The sequence below is a fragment of the Streptomyces sp. NPDC005181 genome (assembly GCF_040608395.1).
Taxonomy (GTDB): domain Bacteria; phylum Actinomycetota; class Actinomycetes; order Streptomycetales; family Streptomycetaceae; genus Streptomyces.
Genome location: NZ_JBEXID010000021.1, coordinates 13,724 through 28,474, shown reverse-complemented (window position 1 = coordinate 28,474; position 14,751 = coordinate 13,724). Strand labels below are relative to the sequence as shown.

At 71.7% G+C, this 14,751-nt stretch carries 14 protein-coding genes and 1 pseudogene; 9 read left to right on the top strand and 6 right to left on the bottom strand.

Annotation, left to right across the window (positions count from 1 at the left end):
• Positions 1 to 45 precede the first annotated feature (45 nt).
• A complete protein-coding gene (locus ABZV38_RS16290) occupies positions 46 to 2,871 on the bottom strand; it encodes an FAD-binding and (Fe-S)-binding domain-containing protein (RefSeq protein WP_356327520.1) in 2,826 nt (941 codons plus the stop codon).
• Between the two features lie 291 nt (positions 2,872 to 3,162).
• On the opposite strand from ABZV38_RS16290, the gene ABZV38_RS16285 reads away from it, so the two are divergent.
• The 7 genes from ABZV38_RS16285 (at position 3,163) to serC (ending at position 9,747) form a co-directional block, all read left to right on the top strand.
• On the top strand, positions 3,163 to 4,650 hold the full coding sequence (locus tag ABZV38_RS16285; protein WP_356327518.1) for an ATP-binding protein: 1,488 nt from the start codon (positions 3,163 to 3,165) through the stop codon (positions 4,648 to 4,650).
• Positions 4,647 to 5,087 (top strand): roadblock/LC7 domain-containing protein, encoded by a 441-nt coding sequence (locus ABZV38_RS16280; RefSeq protein WP_356327516.1) that lies wholly within the window; start codon positions 4,647 to 4,649, stop codon positions 5,085 to 5,087. Before ABZV38_RS16285 ends, ABZV38_RS16280 begins: the two co-directional genes overlap by 4 nt.
• Positions 5,084 to 5,446: a DUF742 domain-containing protein gene (locus tag ABZV38_RS16275; RefSeq protein WP_356327514.1), complete on the top strand. Its 363-nt coding sequence runs from the start codon at positions 5,084 to 5,086 to the stop codon at positions 5,444 to 5,446. The genes ABZV38_RS16280 and ABZV38_RS16275 overlap by 4 nt, the downstream gene beginning before the upstream one ends.
• Positions 5,427 to 6,077: an ATP/GTP-binding protein gene (locus tag ABZV38_RS16270; protein WP_356327512.1), complete on the top strand. Its 651-nt coding sequence runs from the start codon at positions 5,427 to 5,429 to the stop codon at positions 6,075 to 6,077. Before ABZV38_RS16275 ends, ABZV38_RS16270 begins: the two co-directional genes overlap by 20 nt.
• The gene (locus ABZV38_RS16265; protein ID WP_356327510.1) at positions 6,074 to 7,330 is read left to right on the top strand and encodes a cytochrome P450; all 1,257 of its coding nucleotides are present in this window, start codon (positions 6,074 to 6,076) and stop codon (positions 7,328 to 7,330) included. Before ABZV38_RS16270 ends, ABZV38_RS16265 begins: the two co-directional genes overlap by 4 nt.
• Complete coding sequence (locus ABZV38_RS16260) at positions 7,327 to 8,535, top strand: cytochrome P450 (protein WP_356327508.1); 1,209 nt, start codon at positions 7,327 to 7,329, stop codon at positions 8,533 to 8,535. The genes ABZV38_RS16265 and ABZV38_RS16260 overlap by 4 nt, the downstream gene beginning before the upstream one ends.
• Before the next feature lie 93 nt (positions 8,536 to 8,628).
• Positions 8,629 to 9,747 carry a phosphoserine transaminase gene (serC, locus tag ABZV38_RS16255; protein WP_356327506.1) on the top strand — a complete coding sequence of 373 codons (1,119 nt, stop codon included), beginning with the start codon at positions 8,629 to 8,631 and terminating at the stop codon, positions 9,745 to 9,747.
• A gap of 65 nt (positions 9,748 to 9,812) precedes the next feature.
• Here serC and ABZV38_RS16250 read toward each other — a convergent pair whose 3' ends face one another.
• A complete protein-coding gene (locus ABZV38_RS16250; protein WP_356327504.1) occupies positions 9,813 to 10,220 on the bottom strand; it encodes a DUF4259 domain-containing protein in 408 nt (135 codons plus the stop codon).
• A gap of 83 nt (positions 10,221 to 10,303) precedes the next feature.
• On the opposite strand from ABZV38_RS16250, the pseudogene ABZV38_RS16245 reads away from it, so the two are divergent.
• Positions 10,304 to 10,792 (top strand): annotated as a pseudogene (locus tag ABZV38_RS16245) (DinB family protein); the annotation flags it as partial.
• Positions 10,793 to 10,859: 67 nt separating this feature from the next.
• Here ABZV38_RS16245 and ABZV38_RS16240 read toward each other — a convergent pair.
• Entirely contained in the window at positions 10,860 to 11,387 is a 528-nt protein-coding gene (locus tag ABZV38_RS16240; RefSeq protein WP_356327502.1) for a GNAT family N-acetyltransferase, read from the bottom strand.
• 79 nt (positions 11,388 to 11,466) lie between these two features.
• A complete protein-coding gene (locus ABZV38_RS16235; protein ID WP_356327500.1) occupies positions 11,467 to 12,480 on the bottom strand; it encodes a WD40 repeat domain-containing protein in 1,014 nt (337 codons plus the stop codon).
• Positions 12,481 to 12,539: 59 nt separating this feature from the next.
• On the opposite strand from ABZV38_RS16235, the gene ABZV38_RS16230 reads away from it, so the two are divergent.
• Entirely contained in the window at positions 12,540 to 13,235 is a 696-nt protein-coding gene (locus tag ABZV38_RS16230; protein WP_356327498.1) for a GDSL-type esterase/lipase family protein, read from the top strand.
• Between the two features lie 31 nt (positions 13,236 to 13,266).
• Here the strand turns inward: ABZV38_RS16230 and ABZV38_RS16225 are convergent, their stop codons facing one another.
• Positions 13,267 to 13,893, bottom strand: a complete 627-nt coding sequence (locus tag ABZV38_RS16225) for a helix-turn-helix transcriptional regulator (protein ID WP_356327630.1) — start codon at positions 13,891 to 13,893, stop codon at positions 13,267 to 13,269.
• Between the two features lie 57 nt (positions 13,894 to 13,950).
• Positions 13,951 to 14,547, bottom strand: a complete 597-nt coding sequence (locus tag ABZV38_RS16220) for a TetR/AcrR family transcriptional regulator (protein ID WP_356327629.1) — start codon at positions 14,545 to 14,547, stop codon at positions 13,951 to 13,953.
• Positions 14,548 to 14,751 lie beyond the last annotated feature (204 nt).

Genomic DNA, 14,751 nt, shown 5'->3' with positions numbered 1-14,751 from the left:
CCCCGCCCCTTCCCGCACCCGGGGCTCCGCCCCGGACTCCGCTGCTCAATCGCCGCAGGGGCTTGAAAGGTTGCTGTTCAGGCCCTCCGCCAGCAGCTCTGCCAGGTGTCTCGACCGCACGCCTGCCAGCTGTGCCAGTTGGGTCCGGCAGGAGAAGCCGTCCGCCAGGATGTCCGCGCCGGGGTCCGCGCCCCGCACCGACGGCAGCAGCTGCTCCTCCGCGCATGCCACCGACACGCCCCAGTGGCCCCGTTCGAAACCGAAGTTGCCGGCCAGTCCGCAGCAGCCGCCGCTCAGTTCGCCTGCCAGTCCGGCGCGTTCGCGCAGCCGCCGCTCCGCCGCGTCGCCGAGGACCGCGTGCTGGTGGCAGTGGGTCTGGCCGACGACCGGGCGGTCCAGGCGCGGCGGCTGCCAGTCGGGGGCGTACTCCTCCAGGTACTGAGCCAAGGTCCGTACGGAGGCGGCGAGTTCGGCGGCACGGGCATCCTCGGGGAGGAGTTCCGGGAGGTCCGTACGGAGGGTGGCGGCGCAGCTCGGTTCGAGGACGACGAGCGGGTCGCCGAGGGAGGGACCCATCCGGTCCAGCGTGCGGCGCATGACCCTGCGGGCCCGGTCCAGCTGGCCCGTCGATACGTAGGTGAGGCCGCAGCACACGCCCCGTCCCGGGTACAGGGCTGTCCGGCCGGCCGCCTCCAGGACCCGGACCGCTGCCCTGCCGACCTCCGGGGAGAGGTGGTTGGTGAAGGTGTCCGGCCAGACGGTCACCACCTGGTCGCTCGGCAGGAGCACCGTCCCTCGGCCCCTGCGCTTGACCGCCCACCGGGTGAACGTCTCCCCCGCCAGCACCGGAATCGTCCGCTCCGCAGCGATGCCCGCCAGCCGTTTCGCCAGTGCGGCGAGCGGGCGGATCCGGGCCAGCGCGTTCAGCACGGGCGCGAACGGGGCCGCGAGCCGCAGCCACCCCGGCAGTCGGCCCATCACGTAGTGGGCGGCGGGACGCAGCCGCCCCCGGTAGTGGTGGTGCAGGAACTCCGCCTTGTACGTGGCCATGTCCACGCCCACCGGGCAGTCGCTGCGGCACCCCTTGCAGGACAGGCACAGGTCGAGCGCGTCCCGCACCTCCTTCGACCGCCAGCCGTCCGTGATCACCTCGCCCGCGAGCATCTCGTGCAGCAGCCGGGCCCGGCCGCGGGTGGAGTGGGCCTCCTCGCCGGTCGCCCGGAACGACGGGCACATCACTCCCGCGCCCGGCGCCTGCGTCGTACGGCACTTCGCGACGCCGACACACCGCCGAACGGCCGCTGAGAAGTCGCCGTCGTCGTGCGGGTAGCCGAAGGTGACGTCCACCGGGTTCGCCGGCAGGACGTCGAAGCGGAGGTTCTCGTCGAGTCGGGCCGGGCGGGCCAGCACGCCGGGGTTCATGCCGCCGTCCGGGTCCCAGAGGTCCTTGAACCGCTCGAAGAGCGCGACGAGTTCGTCTCCGTACATGCGGGGGAGCAGCTCGGCCCTCGCCTGCCCGTCGCCGTGTTCCCCGCTGAGTGAGCCGCCGTGCGCGACGACGAGCGTGGCCATCTCCTCGGAGAAGCGGCGGAACCGGGCCACGCCGTCACCGCTCAGCAGGTCGAAGTCGATCCGCACATGGATGCAGCCGTCGCCGAAGTGTCCGTACGGCGTGCCGCGCAGCCCGTGCGCGGTGAGCAGGGCGCGGAATTCGCGCAGATAGGGGCCGAGACGGGCGGGTGGTACGGCGCAGTCCTCCCAGCCGGGCCAGGCCTCACTGCCGTCGGGCATCCGGGTTGCTGTGCCGGATGCGTCCTCCCGGATGCGCCACAGGGCACGCTGCCCGGCCGGGTCGGTGACGACGGCCCCGTCCACCGCGTCGGCCGCCCGCAGGATCTGTTCGGCGCGCGCCCGCGCCTCGGCCGGGGTGGCGCCGCCCGTCTCGACGAAGAGCCAGGCTCCGCCACGCGGCAGACCGGCCGGTTCGCGTACGAGATCGGTGGCCATGCCCTCGACCGTCAGAGGGCAGTACGGAAGGAGGCCGGGGGCGGCTTCGGCGGCCGCGGACTCGTCGGCGTACCCGAGTACGGCGAGGGCGCGGGCCTCGGGCGCCTCCACCAGCCGTACGGTCGCCTCCGTCACCACGCCGAGCGTGCCCTCGCTGCCGCAGAAGGCGCGGGCGAGGTCCGGTCCGCGCTCCGGGAGCAGGGCGTCGAGCGCGTATCCGGAGATGCGGCGCGGGAGTTCGGGGAAGCCGGTGCGCAGCAGCGCGAGGTGGGTGCCGGCCAGTTCGCGCAGACCGGCGGGCGCGCCGTCCCACCGGCCGCGGCCCAGCCGCAGCATGTCGCCGCCGTAGCGGGCGACGGTCAGCGCCTCGACGTTGTCGGCGGTGGTGCCCCAGGCCACCGAGTGCGAGCCGCAGGAGTTGTTGCCGATCATCCCGCCGAGCGTGCAGCGGCTGTGTGTGGACGGATCCGGGCCGAACGTGAGGCCGTGCGGTGCGGCGGCCCGGCGCAGGTCGTCCAGGATCACGCCCGGCTGGACGACGGCCGTGCGGGCCCGGGCGTCCAGCTCCACGATCGACGCCATGTGGCGGGTGAGATCGAGGACCACGCCGGTTCCGGTGGCCTGCCCGGCGATGGAGGTGCCGCCCCCGCGCGGCACGACGGGCACCTCGTGCGCGCGGCAGACGGCGAGCGCGGCAGCGGTGTCGTCGGCGTCGCGCGGGGCGACGACGCCGAGCGGTACGCGACGGTAGTTGGAGGCGTCCATCGTCATCAGCGCCCGTGCGGTGGCGTCGAACTCCACCTCTCCGCGCACAGCGCTGGAGAGGGCCCGCACAAGAGAGGTCCGCATCTGCTCGTCGGTCATGCGCCCAGGATGCCGCCGATCGGCCTGCGGACCGGGTCACCGGGGCTGCCGCCCCTCGCGTTTCCCCTGAATACGTCAGTACGTCGGAATACGTCGGAATACGTCGGTCCCGCGGTCGCATACGCAACAAAGAAGGCCACAAGCGCTTCCCAAACAGAACGTCAATTCTCATATAGTGAACTCGACTTGATTAGGAATTATCAGCTCCAGTTATCGCCTTCACCCTCTCCCGTGCCGAACTGTCCGGATCGATCCGCCCTGTCCGTCACCGTCCGTCCTCAAGGACTCCCCTTGCGCTCCTCATCCCGGCCGACCGCACTGGCCCTGCTGGTCTCGGCGGCCGTCACCGGTTCCTGTTGCCTGTGGGCGGTCGTCGCCGCCCCCGCCTCGGTAAGGACCCCGCTGGCCTGGGGGGCGGGCGCGGCTGCCGTGCTGCTGTCGGTCGCCGTGGCCGCCGCTGTGCACGCCCGGGCCGCCCTGCGCCTGCTGCGCGCGCGTCACGCGGTGGAGGCCGAGCGGTTCACCGCGGAGACCTCGCGGCTGGTGTCGTCGTCCGCGGCCGAGGCCCAGCGGTTCACCGCGGAGACGGCCAGGATCAAGGCCGCCGCCTCGGCCGAGACCGCACGGATCACCGAGCGGGCGACTGCCGAGGCCGCCCGGCTGGGCGCCGAGGTCGAGCAGCTGACCGCTCGCGCGGCCCGCAGCGCCACCGAGCGCTCCGCCGCGGTCGCCGCCTGCGCCAACGCCGCGGGCCGGATGCAGGCCCTGGCCACGAGCATGCTCGCCGACCTGCGTGAGATGGAGCACCGGGACTCCGCCGAGGAGATCCTCGGCGATCTGCTGCATCTGGACCACCGCACCGCCCAGGTCGGCCGGGTGGCCGACTCGATCGCCGTGCTGACCGGCGCCCGCTCCGGGCGCCGCTGGGCGAAGCCGATCGTGATGGAGTCCATCCTGCGCGGTGCGATGGGCCGGATCAGCGGCTATCAGCGGATACGTCTCCACTCGACCAGTGATGTCGCGATCGCCGGTCACGCCGCCGAGGGTGTCATGCACGCCCTTGCCGAACTCCTCGACAACGCCGCCAACTTCTCGCCGCCCACCGCGGAAGTCCATGTGTACGTCGAGGAGGTGCCGGCCGGTGTCGTGCTGACCGTCGAGGACAGCGGCCTGGTGATGAGCGACGTGCAGCTGCGGCGCGCCGAGCGTGCGGTTTCCGCCACCGATCAGGACCTGGCCGGACTGTCCGGCACCCGGCTCGGCCTGGCCGTCGTCGGCCGGCTGGCCCGCAAGCACGGCCTGACGGTGTCGTTCCGGCCGTCCGCGCGGGGCGGCACGGGGGCGCTGATGATGCTCCCGCAGGAGCTCATCACCCGGACCCCGGTGGGCGTCCCGGCACCCGCCCCGGTCACTGCGGCGGCGCCCGCGCCGGCCGCCGAGCCGGAGCCCGCCCACGACGCTACGGACGCGGCACCGAAGACCGGCACGAGCACCCGCACCGGCAGTGAGCCCGGCACCCACACCGTCTCCGGCAGCGCGCCCACGTCCGCCCCCGCGTCCGAGGCCGCCGACGGCCTCCCCCCGACCGGCGACAGCGGACTGCCCAAGCGCACCCGCGGCCGCACCCTCGCCGCCGCCGAGGCCCGCACCCGGACCGACGGCGCCACCGCAACTCCCCGGCCCCGTACCGCCGACCCCAAGGAACAGGCAGCGCGCTTCAGCAGCTTCCGCCAGGCTGTACGGCCCCACTCCCCGCACCCGGAAGGCAACACCCGATGACCGCGACCACCGACGAGAAGCTCAACTGGCTGCTGGAGGGGCTCCTGGAGCGCACCCCCGGCACCCGTCATGCTCTCGTCCTGTCCAGGGACGGCCTCAAGCTGTGCCGCACCCCCGAGCTCTCCGCCGACCAGGCCGACCAGCTGGCCGCGATCTCGGCCGGCATCCAGAGCCTGTCGCACGGCGCGTCCGTCGAGTTCGGTGACGGCACCGGCGGCGTACGGTCCGCGATGGCCGAGTTCTACGGCGGCGTGCTCTTCATCGTCGAGGCGGGCGCGGGAGCCCACCTCGCGGTCGTCGCCTCCGAGGACGCCGATGTCGGCCTCATCGGGCACAACATGAGCGAGCTCGTCGAGCAGCTCGGCGAGCACCTCAGCACCCCGCCGCGCTCCCCCTCGGACCCTGCCGACGCCGTCGACGCGACCGCCGACGTATGACCCGCCCCCGACGCGGCCGGGACGACGACCCGGACCGGCTGTACACCCTCACCGGTGGCCGCAGCCGGTCCGATTCGGACGCGTTCGACCTGGTGACGCTGGTGGTCTCCGAGTGCGAGCCGTCCCCCGGCATGCAGTCGGAGCACGTCACCATCCTGCGGATGTGCGAGCGTCCCACCGCGGTCGTGGAGATCGCGGCGGGCCTCGGCCTGCCGGTCAGCATCGTCCGGATCATGCTGTCCGATCTGCTGGCCACCGGCCGGATCAACGCCCGCCACCCCCGTACCGCCCGTGTCGCGGACCGGTTCCCCGACCCCGACATCCTGGAACAGGTGCTCGTTGGACTCCGCAACCTCTGACCGTGCCGCCCTGCAGGCGACGGCCGACAACGGACTGAAGATCGTCGTCGTCGGCGGCTTCGGGGTCGGCAAGACCACCATGGTCCGTTCCGTCAGCGAGATCCGTCCGCTGAACACGGAAGAGACCATGACCCGCGCGGGCGAGACCGTCGACCGTCTCGACGGTGTGCACGCGAAAGCGTCCACGACCGTCGCCTTCGACTTCGGCCGGATCACGCTCGACGCACGCTCGGTGCTGTACCTGTTCGGCGCCCCCGGTCAGGAACGCTTCTGGTTCCTGTGGGACCGGCTGTTCTCGGGCACGCTCGGCGCCGTCGTCCTCGTCGACACCCGCCGGCTCGCCGACTCCTGGTACGCGATCGACCGCCTGGAACACCACGGCACGCCGTTCATCGTGGCGTGCAACGACTTCGGCGGCCCGCTCCACTCCGAGCAGCAGATACGTGAGGCGCTCGACCTTTCGGACGACGTACCCCTGGTGGAGTGCGACGCCCGGGACCGTTCGTCGAGCAAGTACGTACTGATCACGCTGGTCGAGCACCTCCATGCGCTCGCGCGGGGCAAGGTGCCCGCCCCGTCCGCCGCCCGCCCGGAGACCACGCCGCAGAAGACCCCGGAGCCCAGCTCGTGACTCAGCCCCCGGCAACCCCCGCCGGCTGCCCCGTCCCGCACGGCCGCACGCCGCTCTCCGGCCCCCGGTTCCAGACCGAACCGACCCGGCTGTACCGGGAGATGCGCCGTGACCACGGAGCCGTGGCGCCTGTCGTCCTCGACGGCGACGTACCCGCCTGGCTCGTCCTCGGCTACCGCGAAGTGCACCAGCTGACCAGCGACCCGGTGCTGTTCAGCCGCGACTCCGACCTGTGGAACCAGTGGGACCGCATCCCGGACGACTGGCCGCTGCTGCCGATGATCGGCCACAAGCAGCCGTCGATCCTGTACACGGTCGGCCCGCGCCACACCGAGCGCGCCGCGATGATCAGCAACGCGCTGGAGGCCGTCGACCCGTTCGCGCTCAAGCGGTACGCGGAGGACTTCGCGGACACGCTCATCGACCGGTTCTGCTCCAAGAGCGAGACCGACATCATCGCCGACTACGCGATGCTGCTCCCGGCGCTCGTCCTGGCGAAGATCTACGGCCTCGGCAGCGAGCCCGGATATGCGCTCGTCGGTTCGATCAACGACATGATCGACGGCCGGGAGCGCGCGCTGGCCGGGCAGCAGCACCTCGCCTCGTCCGTGGCCGGTCTGCTGGCCGACAAGCGCGCCGTGCCCGGCGACGACGTCGCCACCCGGATGCTCGCCGACCCCGGCGGCTTCACCGACGAGGAAATCGCCCAGGACCTGATGGTCATGGTGGCCGCCGGCCACCAGCCGACCGCCGACTGGATGGGCAACTCGCTGCGGCTGATGCTCACCGACGACCGGTTCGCCGCGTCCCTGTCGGGCGGTCGGCACAGCGTCGCCGAGGCCATGAACGAGGTCCTCTGGGAGGACACCCCGACGCAGAACGTGGCGGGCCGCTGGGCGTCGCGCGACACCCACCTCGGCGGCCGCCACATCCAGGCGGGCGACCTGCTGCTGCTCGGCATCGCCGCCGCCAACGGGGACCCGCAGGTCCGCACCGACGGTTCGTCACTGACCGGCGGCAACAACGCGTTTCTCTCCTTCGGCCACGGCGAGCACCGCTGCCCGTTCCCGGCCCAGGAGACCGCCGAGGTCATCGCCCGTACCGGCATCGAGGTGCTGCTGGACCGGCTGCCGGACCTCGACCTCGCCGTCCCCGCCGAAGAGCTGACCCGGCGCCCGTCCCCCTGGCTGCGGGGTCTGACGGACCTGCCCGTGACGTTCACTCCCACTCCCGCCCTTGGAGGCCAGAGATGACCCGCATCACCCTTGACCCCTTCGTCACCGATCTCGACGGCGAGAGCGCCCGGCTGCGCGCGGCGGGCCCGCTCGCCGAGGTGGAGCTGCCGGGCGGAGTGCACTGCTACGCGGTCACCCACCACGCCGAGGCGCGGCAGCTGCTCACCGACAGCCGGGTGGTCAAGGACATCAACGTGTGGACCGCCTGGCAGCGCGGCGAGATACCGATGGACTGGCCGCTGATCGGCCTCGCCAACCCGGGCCGCTCCATGCTGACGGTCGACGGCTCGGACCACCGCCGGCTGCGCACCCTGGTCGCGCAGGCGCTGACCGTGAAGCGGGTGGAGCGGCTGCGGGCCGGCATCGAGGCGCTGACGACGGCGAGCCTGGACCGGCTGTCGGCGCTGCCCCGGGGCGAGCAGATCGACCTGAAGGCGGAGTTCGCCTACCCGCTGCCGATGAACGTGATCAGCGAACTGATGGGCGTGGACGGCGCCGACCACCCGCGGCTGAAGGAGCTCTTCGAGAAGTTCTTCTCGACGCAGACGCCGCCGGAGGAGGTCCCGCAGATGATGGCGGACCTCGGCGCCCTCTTCAAGAAGATCGTCGACGCCAAGCGCGAGAACCCGGGTGACGATCTGACGAGCGCCCTGATCGCGGCCTCCGAGGACGGCGACCACCTCACCGACGAGGAGATCGTCAACACCCTCCAGCTGATCATCGCGGCCGGTCACGAGACGACGATCAGCCTGATCGTGAACGCGGTCGTCGCACTCCAGACCCACCCCGAGCAGCGCAAGCAGGTGCTCGGCGGGGAGGTCCCGTGGGAGAACGTGATCGAGGAGACCCTGCGCTGGAACACCCCGACCTCGCATGTGCTGATCCGGTTCGCCACGGAGGACGTCGAGGTCGGCGACAAGGTGCTGCCGAAGGGCGAGGCGCTGATCGTCTCCTTCGGTGCGCTGGGCCGCGACGAGGCGCAGTACGGGCCGACCGCCGGTGACTTCGACGTCACCCGCTCCCCCAACCGCCACATCGCGTTCGGCCACGGGCCGCATGTGTGCCCGGGTGCCGCACTGTCGCGGCTGGAGGCGGGGGTGGCGCTGCCCGCACTGTACGAGCGGTTCCCGGATCTGGAGCTCGCCGTCCCGGCCTCCGAGCTGCGGAACAAGCCGATCGTCACCCAGAACGACCTGTACGACCTGCCGGTCGAGCTGGGCTGATCCGCCGTTCGAGGTGGTCCACGGGCCGGAGCGGGTGTCTCATCGGACGGACACGGTCCTCGACCGTGTCCATGAAGTACTACGCTCCGGTTCGTGGCCGATATCCAGATTCCCGCTGACATCAAGCCCTCCGACGGACGCTTCGGCGCCGGTCCTTCCAAGGTGCGGACGGAGGCGCTCGACGCGCTGGCCGCCACCGGAACGTCTCTTCTCGGTACGTCCCACCGCCAGGCCCCGGTCAAGAACCTGGTCGGCTCGGTGCGTCAGGGTGTACGCGACCTCTTCTCCCTCCCCGAGGGCTACGAGGTGATCCTGGGCAACGGCGGCTCCACCGCCTTCTGGGACATCGCGACGCACGGTCTGATCGAGACGAAGTCCCAGCACCTCAACTTCGGCGAGTTCTCGTCGAAGTTCACGAAGGCCGCCCAGCTCGCCCCGTGGCTCGCCGACCCGAGCGTCATCGCCTCCGACCCGGGCACCCACCCGGACCCGCAGGCCGAGGCGGGTGTCGACGTCTACGCGTTCACGCACAACGAGACGTCGACCGGTGTCGCCATGCAAGTCAAGCGCGTCGCGGGCGCCGACGAGGGCTCCCTCGTCGTGGTGGACGCCACCTCCGGCGCCGGTGGTCTGCCGGTCGACATCACCGAGACGGACGTCTACTACTTCGGGCCGCAGAAGTCCTTCGCCGCCGACGGCGGTCTGTGGATCGCCGTGTTCTCCCCGGCGGCCCTGGAGCGCGCCGCACGCATCCACGCCTCCGGCCGGCACATCCCGGAGTTCTTCTCCCTGCCGACGGCGATCGACAACTCCCTGAAGAACCAGACGTACAACACCCCGGCCCTGGCCACGCTGTTCCTCCTGAACGAGCAGCTGACCTGGCTGAACACCCAGGGCGGCCTGGACTTCTCGACCGGCCGCACCGCAACGTCGGCGCGGAACCTGTACGGCTGGGCGGAGGAGTCGAAGTACGCGACCCCGTTCGTCACCGACCCGGCGAAGCGCTCGCAGGTCATCGGCACGATCGACTTCGCGGACGAGATCGACGCTTCGGCGATCGCCAAGGTGCTGCGCGCCAACGGCATCGTCGACACGGAGCCGTACCGCAAGCTGGGCCGCAATCAGCTGCGTGTCGCGATGTTCCCGGCGATCGACCCGGCGGACGTGCTGGCCCTGACGGCCTGCATCGACTACGTGATCGAGAAGCTGTAACGATCAGCTGTACGTCTCCGAGGGGCCCCTGGTGCGGATCCGGACCTGGGGCCCCTCGCCGTTCCTCACCCCGCCGCCGCCAGGACCGCCCGGAGCCGGCCGATCCCTTCCTCCCACGGCTCCCCGTGCCCGCCCTCGCTCCACAGCTCCAGCAGCTCGGACGGCTCGGTCACCACCCGGTCGAGGGCCTGGACTGCAAGGCCCCGAAGCTCCGAGGGAAGGTCCGGAACCGGCTCGTCCGGCCCGTACGGGGTCGTCACGGGCTCCCCGCCCGGGCACTGCGCGGCCACCAGGGCGGCCGCCGCCACGGCCACGACGGCCTCGTCGGAGTCGAGGTAGTCCGTGGTCCCGACGACGACCGTCAGAGCATCCCGGATCAGCTCGGCACGCTTGCCCCGCGGGGCGTCGTCCAGGTCCCCCGCGAAGTCCGCTGCGGTGTCGCTGTCGAAATGACCGATGTCCCAGGTGCCCATGTCTTTCCTTCCTCGACGGTCCGGCCATCCTCGCAAATACCACTGACAACGGGCCTGTCAGTGCGCGTTGTTACCGTCCTCGCATGACAAGGACCGTGCCGTACACCGGCGGCGAGAAGGACTCCCTGCACATCGCACTCGACCGGCACCGTGACGCGGTGCTGTGGAAGCTCGACGGCCTCGACGACGAGCAGTTGCGCCGCCCGATGACCCCGACGGGCACGAATCTGCTGGGCCTGGTCAAGCATCTGGCGACAGTCGAGTACGGCTGGTTCTGCACGACGTTCGGCCGCGAGACGGAGAAGCTCTGGTTCGACGCGTCCACGGAGGACATGACGGTCGCCCCGGGCGAGACGACCGCCGGCATCCTGGCCTTCTACGCCCGCGCCCGCGCCGCAGCGGACCGTGCGACAGAGGAGATCCCGCTCGACGCGATCGGCACGGCGTGGGACGGGCGGAAGGTGTCGATGCGCTGGGTACTCATCCACATGCTGGAGGACGTCGTGCGGCACGCCGGGCACATGGACATCGTCCGCGAACTGATCGACGGGGCGACGGGCACGCACCCACCTGCGGCCGCCGTGCAGGCCCGGCCCGCCGCCATCGGCACCGAGGTCACCCTCGACGTCGCGGAGCGGCTCAAGGCCGGGCCGTACCGGAAGTGACGTCCGTGCGGCGCCACCGCCGCTCCCCGTCCTCCCACGCGTCGGTGGGGGCGAGTCCCGCCGCCGCTGCCACCGCGGCGGATGCGGCGTGGTCGGGGTGGATGTGCGCGACGACCGTACGGACCGTGCCCCCGGCCAGCAGGTGCGTCACCAGACCGGCCGCCGCCTCCTTGGCGTAGCCCGAACCCTGCCACTCGGTGCCGATGACCCAGGCGATCTCGGCCTGCGGGCCCGTCACCGTGGCCTGGACCCAGCCCGCCAGGCGGCCGTCGGTGCGGACCCGGAGCACCCAGTTCCACCAGTGCGCGGCAGGGCCGGGGGAGCCGGATTCCCAGCGGGTGTAGCGGGCCCGGAGGGTGTCGAGGTCCTCCGGGGCGCCGCCCGTGTAGGTGTGCAGGGCCGGGTCGGCGAGGACCTTTGCCATCTCCTCGGCGTGCGCGGCTCGCAGCGGCAGCGCGTCGAGCCGCTCGGTGGAGAAGGCCTCGGGCCCGTGGTTCGTCATAGCCCCCGACCCTACGTGCGGCGCGTCGGGGGCCGGCTCGGGGCCCGGGACGTGCGCCGACGGGGGCGGGTGCGGTCGGTCAGCCGCGCTTGCGGCGCCGGTTCATGAAGACGAGTGCGCCCACCGCGGCGAGCACCGCCGCTCCGACCAGCGTGCTGCCCTTCACCTCACTGCCGTCCCCGCCCGCGCCGTCGGCGGACGACGACGCGCCGCCGCCGTCCTTCGACGGCGACTTGGAGTCGCTGCCGTTCCCGTGCGCTCCTGCGATGTCCACCCGTACCACCTCGCTCCGCGCGCCCTCCGAGCCGAACATGAGCGCCGAGCCGTCCGCCGTGTACGTCACGGACTCGGCCTGCCCCTGCAGCGGTACGTCGACGCGGTGGTCGGCGCCGAGCCGTCCGTCCTTGAACGCGTAGCCACGGGCGCTGAAGTAGGACCGCAGCACCAGTTCCTTCCCGTCCGGCGAGAACGCCCCGTCCGTCACCCATGGCACCTCCCCCACCCGCCGGAACACATTGGTCCGGCCGGTGGTGAGCTGCGCGGGTCCTTCGTACAGTCCGCCGCCGTTCTCGTTCTTCGAGGCGATGTAGACCCGGCCGGTCTTCGGGTGGACCATCAGCGCCTCGGCGTTGCGGGCCCCGTCCGCGTACTTGACGTCGAACTGGGTCGCCCGGACCGTCGCGTCCTTCAGCACCTTCGGTTCGGGGAACCGGTAGATCCAGACGTGGTCCCAGCTGCCGTTCAGGTTGTCGCCGATGTCGCCGACGTACAGATCGCCGTCGGGCCCGAGCGAGATCGCCTCCACATCGCGCGGCGCGCCGACCCCGCGCATGGTGATCCGTGCGACGGTCTTCCCGGTCCGGGAGTCGACGGCGTAGATGTACGGACCGTCCTCGCTGTCGTTGTGCGTCCAGTAGATGCCCGGGTGGGCGCGGCTGGCGGCGAGGCCGCTGGACTCGGTGATCCGGGGGTCGTCGATCGTGAAGCTGCGGTCGGCAGCTCCGTCGTCGGCCGTGGCCGGGGTCGCGGCCACGGCCGCACCGGCGAGGACGAGCAGCGCGGCGGCGCCGGAGACAGTCAGATACGAACGCATGGGGCCAAGTGTCCATCGTCACGTCGCAGCCCGGCGCGTTGATCCGCCATGATGTCGCCATGCGTTTCATGTTCGTCGGCGATTCCATGACCATCGGGCGCGCCGGCGACTTCACCTGGCGCTACCGCATGTGGCAGCACCTCGAAGCGGCCTTCGACGGCCCGTACGAGATCGTCGGCCCGCGCACCGAGCTGTACGACACCGTGACGAACACCCCGGTCTCGCACGCGTACGGCGACCCGGATTTCCCCGCCGGGGCCCGCCGCCATCTGGCGGGCTGGGGCGAGGGGTGGCTGCACATGGCCCCGGTGATCGCGGACACGGTCACCGCGACCCGCGCGGACGTGCTGCTCGTCTCGCTCGGCCTGATAGACCTCGGGTTCTATACGGACAGCGAGCAGACCGCCGCGAACGTACGGGTGTTCGTCGAGGCCGCCCGCACCGCCGCACCGCGCATCAGGGCTGTGTTCCTGCCCGTGATACCGAACGTCCGGGCCGAGTCCGATGCCCCGTTCGCCGCCGAGTGCGACCGCTTCAACGAACTGCTGGCGAAGGCCGTCGCCGATCTCGACGAGCCGGCGTCCCCGATCCTGCTGGCGTCGCGCCCGGCCGCGTACGACATCCACCGGGACACCTACGACGGTACGCACCCGGGCCCGACGGGCGAACAGAAACTGGCCGCGGCGTTCGCCGACGCGATGCACCAGGCGTGGGGCATGGGCGGTCCCTACCTGTCCAGCCCGTCCGGCGACTGAGGACAGCCGCCCCCCAGGCGCCCGGACCCCCTCACCGCCCTGCGGGACGGGCCCGCACATGCATCCGTTCGCCCTGGCTCCCGAACAGGCTGAGGAACTCGACCGGCTCCGGCCCCGCGCAGCCCCACGCATGGGGCGTACGGGTGTCGAACTCCACCACCTCCCCGGCGGTGAGTACGAGATCGTGCTCGCCCAGCACCAGCCGCAGCCGCCCGGCCAGCACATACAGCCACTCGTAGCCCTCGTGCACCCGCTGCTCCAGCGGCCCGGTCGCGCCTCGCCCGCCGGGAATGATCTGCTTGTACGCGTGCAGCCCGCCGAGGTGACGGGTCAGCGGCATGAAGGTCATGCCGTTACGGGTGAAGGGGCGCAGGTGAACGCGGGGGTCCCCGGTGGGCGGGGCGCCGACGAGTTCGTCCAGCTGTACGCCGTACGCCTTGGCGAGCGGCAGCAGGAGTTCCAGGGTCGGTCGGCGGTGACCGGACTCCAGCCGGGAGAGCGTGCTGAGCGAGATGCCGGTCGTACCGCTCAGCTGGGCCAGGGTCGTGCCGCGGTCCAGGCGCAGGACCCGCAGTCTCGGACCGACACCGGCCAGGACCGCGGTGAAACCGTCTGCGTCCGCCTCTTCTTCTCCTGCTGCCTTCGCGCCCTGCGTCATGCCCCATTTGCCGTCCCGGCAAGTGAAGTTGTCAAGTCGCGTGGTCACGGCGAACGGTCACGGCGAACCCAGCATGATCAGGGAGAGCCGCGTCAGCTCCTCGGTCAGCCAGTCGGGCGTGACCTGGCGCGGGCGCCGGCCGTGGTGGGCGAGGAGCTCATCGACCGAGTGGGTCATCACCATGACCGCGACCCGCTGGTCGCCGTCCCCCACCTCACCCCGCTCCGCGGCACGCTCGGCCTCGCAGGTCAGGAACTCGGACCACATCGTCCGCCACATCGCGAGATGGTCGTCCACCGTACGGCTCACGCCCAGCACTTCGACGAACGCCACCCGCGCGGCGCGCGGATCCTCCGTGACGGCCCGCACATAGGCGTCGAAGAGCCGACGGAACCGCTCCTCGGTCGAGCACTCGTCCATGCCGTCGGAGAGCAGGACCGCCTCGGACGCGCGCAGTCCGCGGGTCGCCACCTCGTCGTACAGCGCGATCAACAGCGCCTCCCGCGAGGTGAACTGCTGAGAGAAGGCCCGGACCGGCACTTTCGCCTCGGCGCAGAGTTGCTCGACGGTCGTGTGCGCGTAGCCGTACGCGGCGAACAGGGCTCGTCCGGCCCGCAACAGCCGGCCGCGCCACTGCGCACGGTCCTCGACCATCGCATGGACCGTCCCGACCGCCTCGTCCGTCCCTGTTCCGCGGCTCACCAGGGCATCCACCACAGGTCCTCTTTCGTCGGCCCCGACATCCCGGCTCGGGGCGGCAACCCAGGAAACGCCGCCATTCTCCTCGTTTCGCCCCACAGCCGGAGGATTCGCCACGCCTTCGGGGACCGCGGATCGACAGGTGATCCGAGGCTGCCC

What these genes read in the sequence shown, in the direction of transcription:
- ABZV38_RS16290 (WP_356327520.1), bottom strand. Translation starts at nt 2,871, where the DNA reads ATGACCGACGAGCAGATGCGGACCTCTCTTGTGCGGGCCCTCTCCAGC.
- ABZV38_RS16280 (WP_356327516.1), top strand. Translation starts at nt 4,647, where the DNA reads ATGACCGCGACCACCGACGAGAAGCTCAACTGGCTGCTGGAGGGGCTC.
- ABZV38_RS16275 (WP_356327514.1), top strand. Translation starts at nt 5,084, where the DNA reads ATGACCCGCCCCCGACGCGGCCGGGACGACGACCCGGACCGGCTGTAC.
- ABZV38_RS16260 (WP_356327508.1), top strand. Translation starts at nt 7,327, where the DNA reads ATGACCCGCATCACCCTTGACCCCTTCGTCACCGATCTCGACGGCGAG.
- ABZV38_RS16250 (WP_356327504.1), bottom strand. Translation starts at nt 10,220, where the DNA reads ATGGGCACCTGGGACATCGGTCATTTCGACAGCGACACCGCAGCGGAC.
- ABZV38_RS16240 (WP_356327502.1), bottom strand. Translation starts at nt 11,387, where the DNA reads ATGACGAACCACGGGCCCGAGGCCTTCTCCACCGAGCGGCTCGACGCG.
- ABZV38_RS16235 (WP_356327500.1), bottom strand. Translation starts at nt 12,480, where the DNA reads ATGCGTTCGTATCTGACTGTCTCCGGCGCCGCCGCGCTGCTCGTCCTC.
- ABZV38_RS16230 (WP_356327498.1), top strand. Translation starts at nt 12,540, where the DNA reads ATGCGTTTCATGTTCGTCGGCGATTCCATGACCATCGGGCGCGCCGGC.
- ABZV38_RS16225 (WP_356327630.1), bottom strand. Translation starts at nt 13,893, where the DNA reads ATGACGCAGGGCGCGAAGGCAGCAGGAGAAGAAGAGGCGGACGCAGAC.
- ABZV38_RS16220 (WP_356327629.1), bottom strand. Translation starts at nt 14,547, where the DNA reads ATGGTCGAGGACCGTGCGCAGTGGCGCGGCCGGCTGTTGCGGGCCGGA.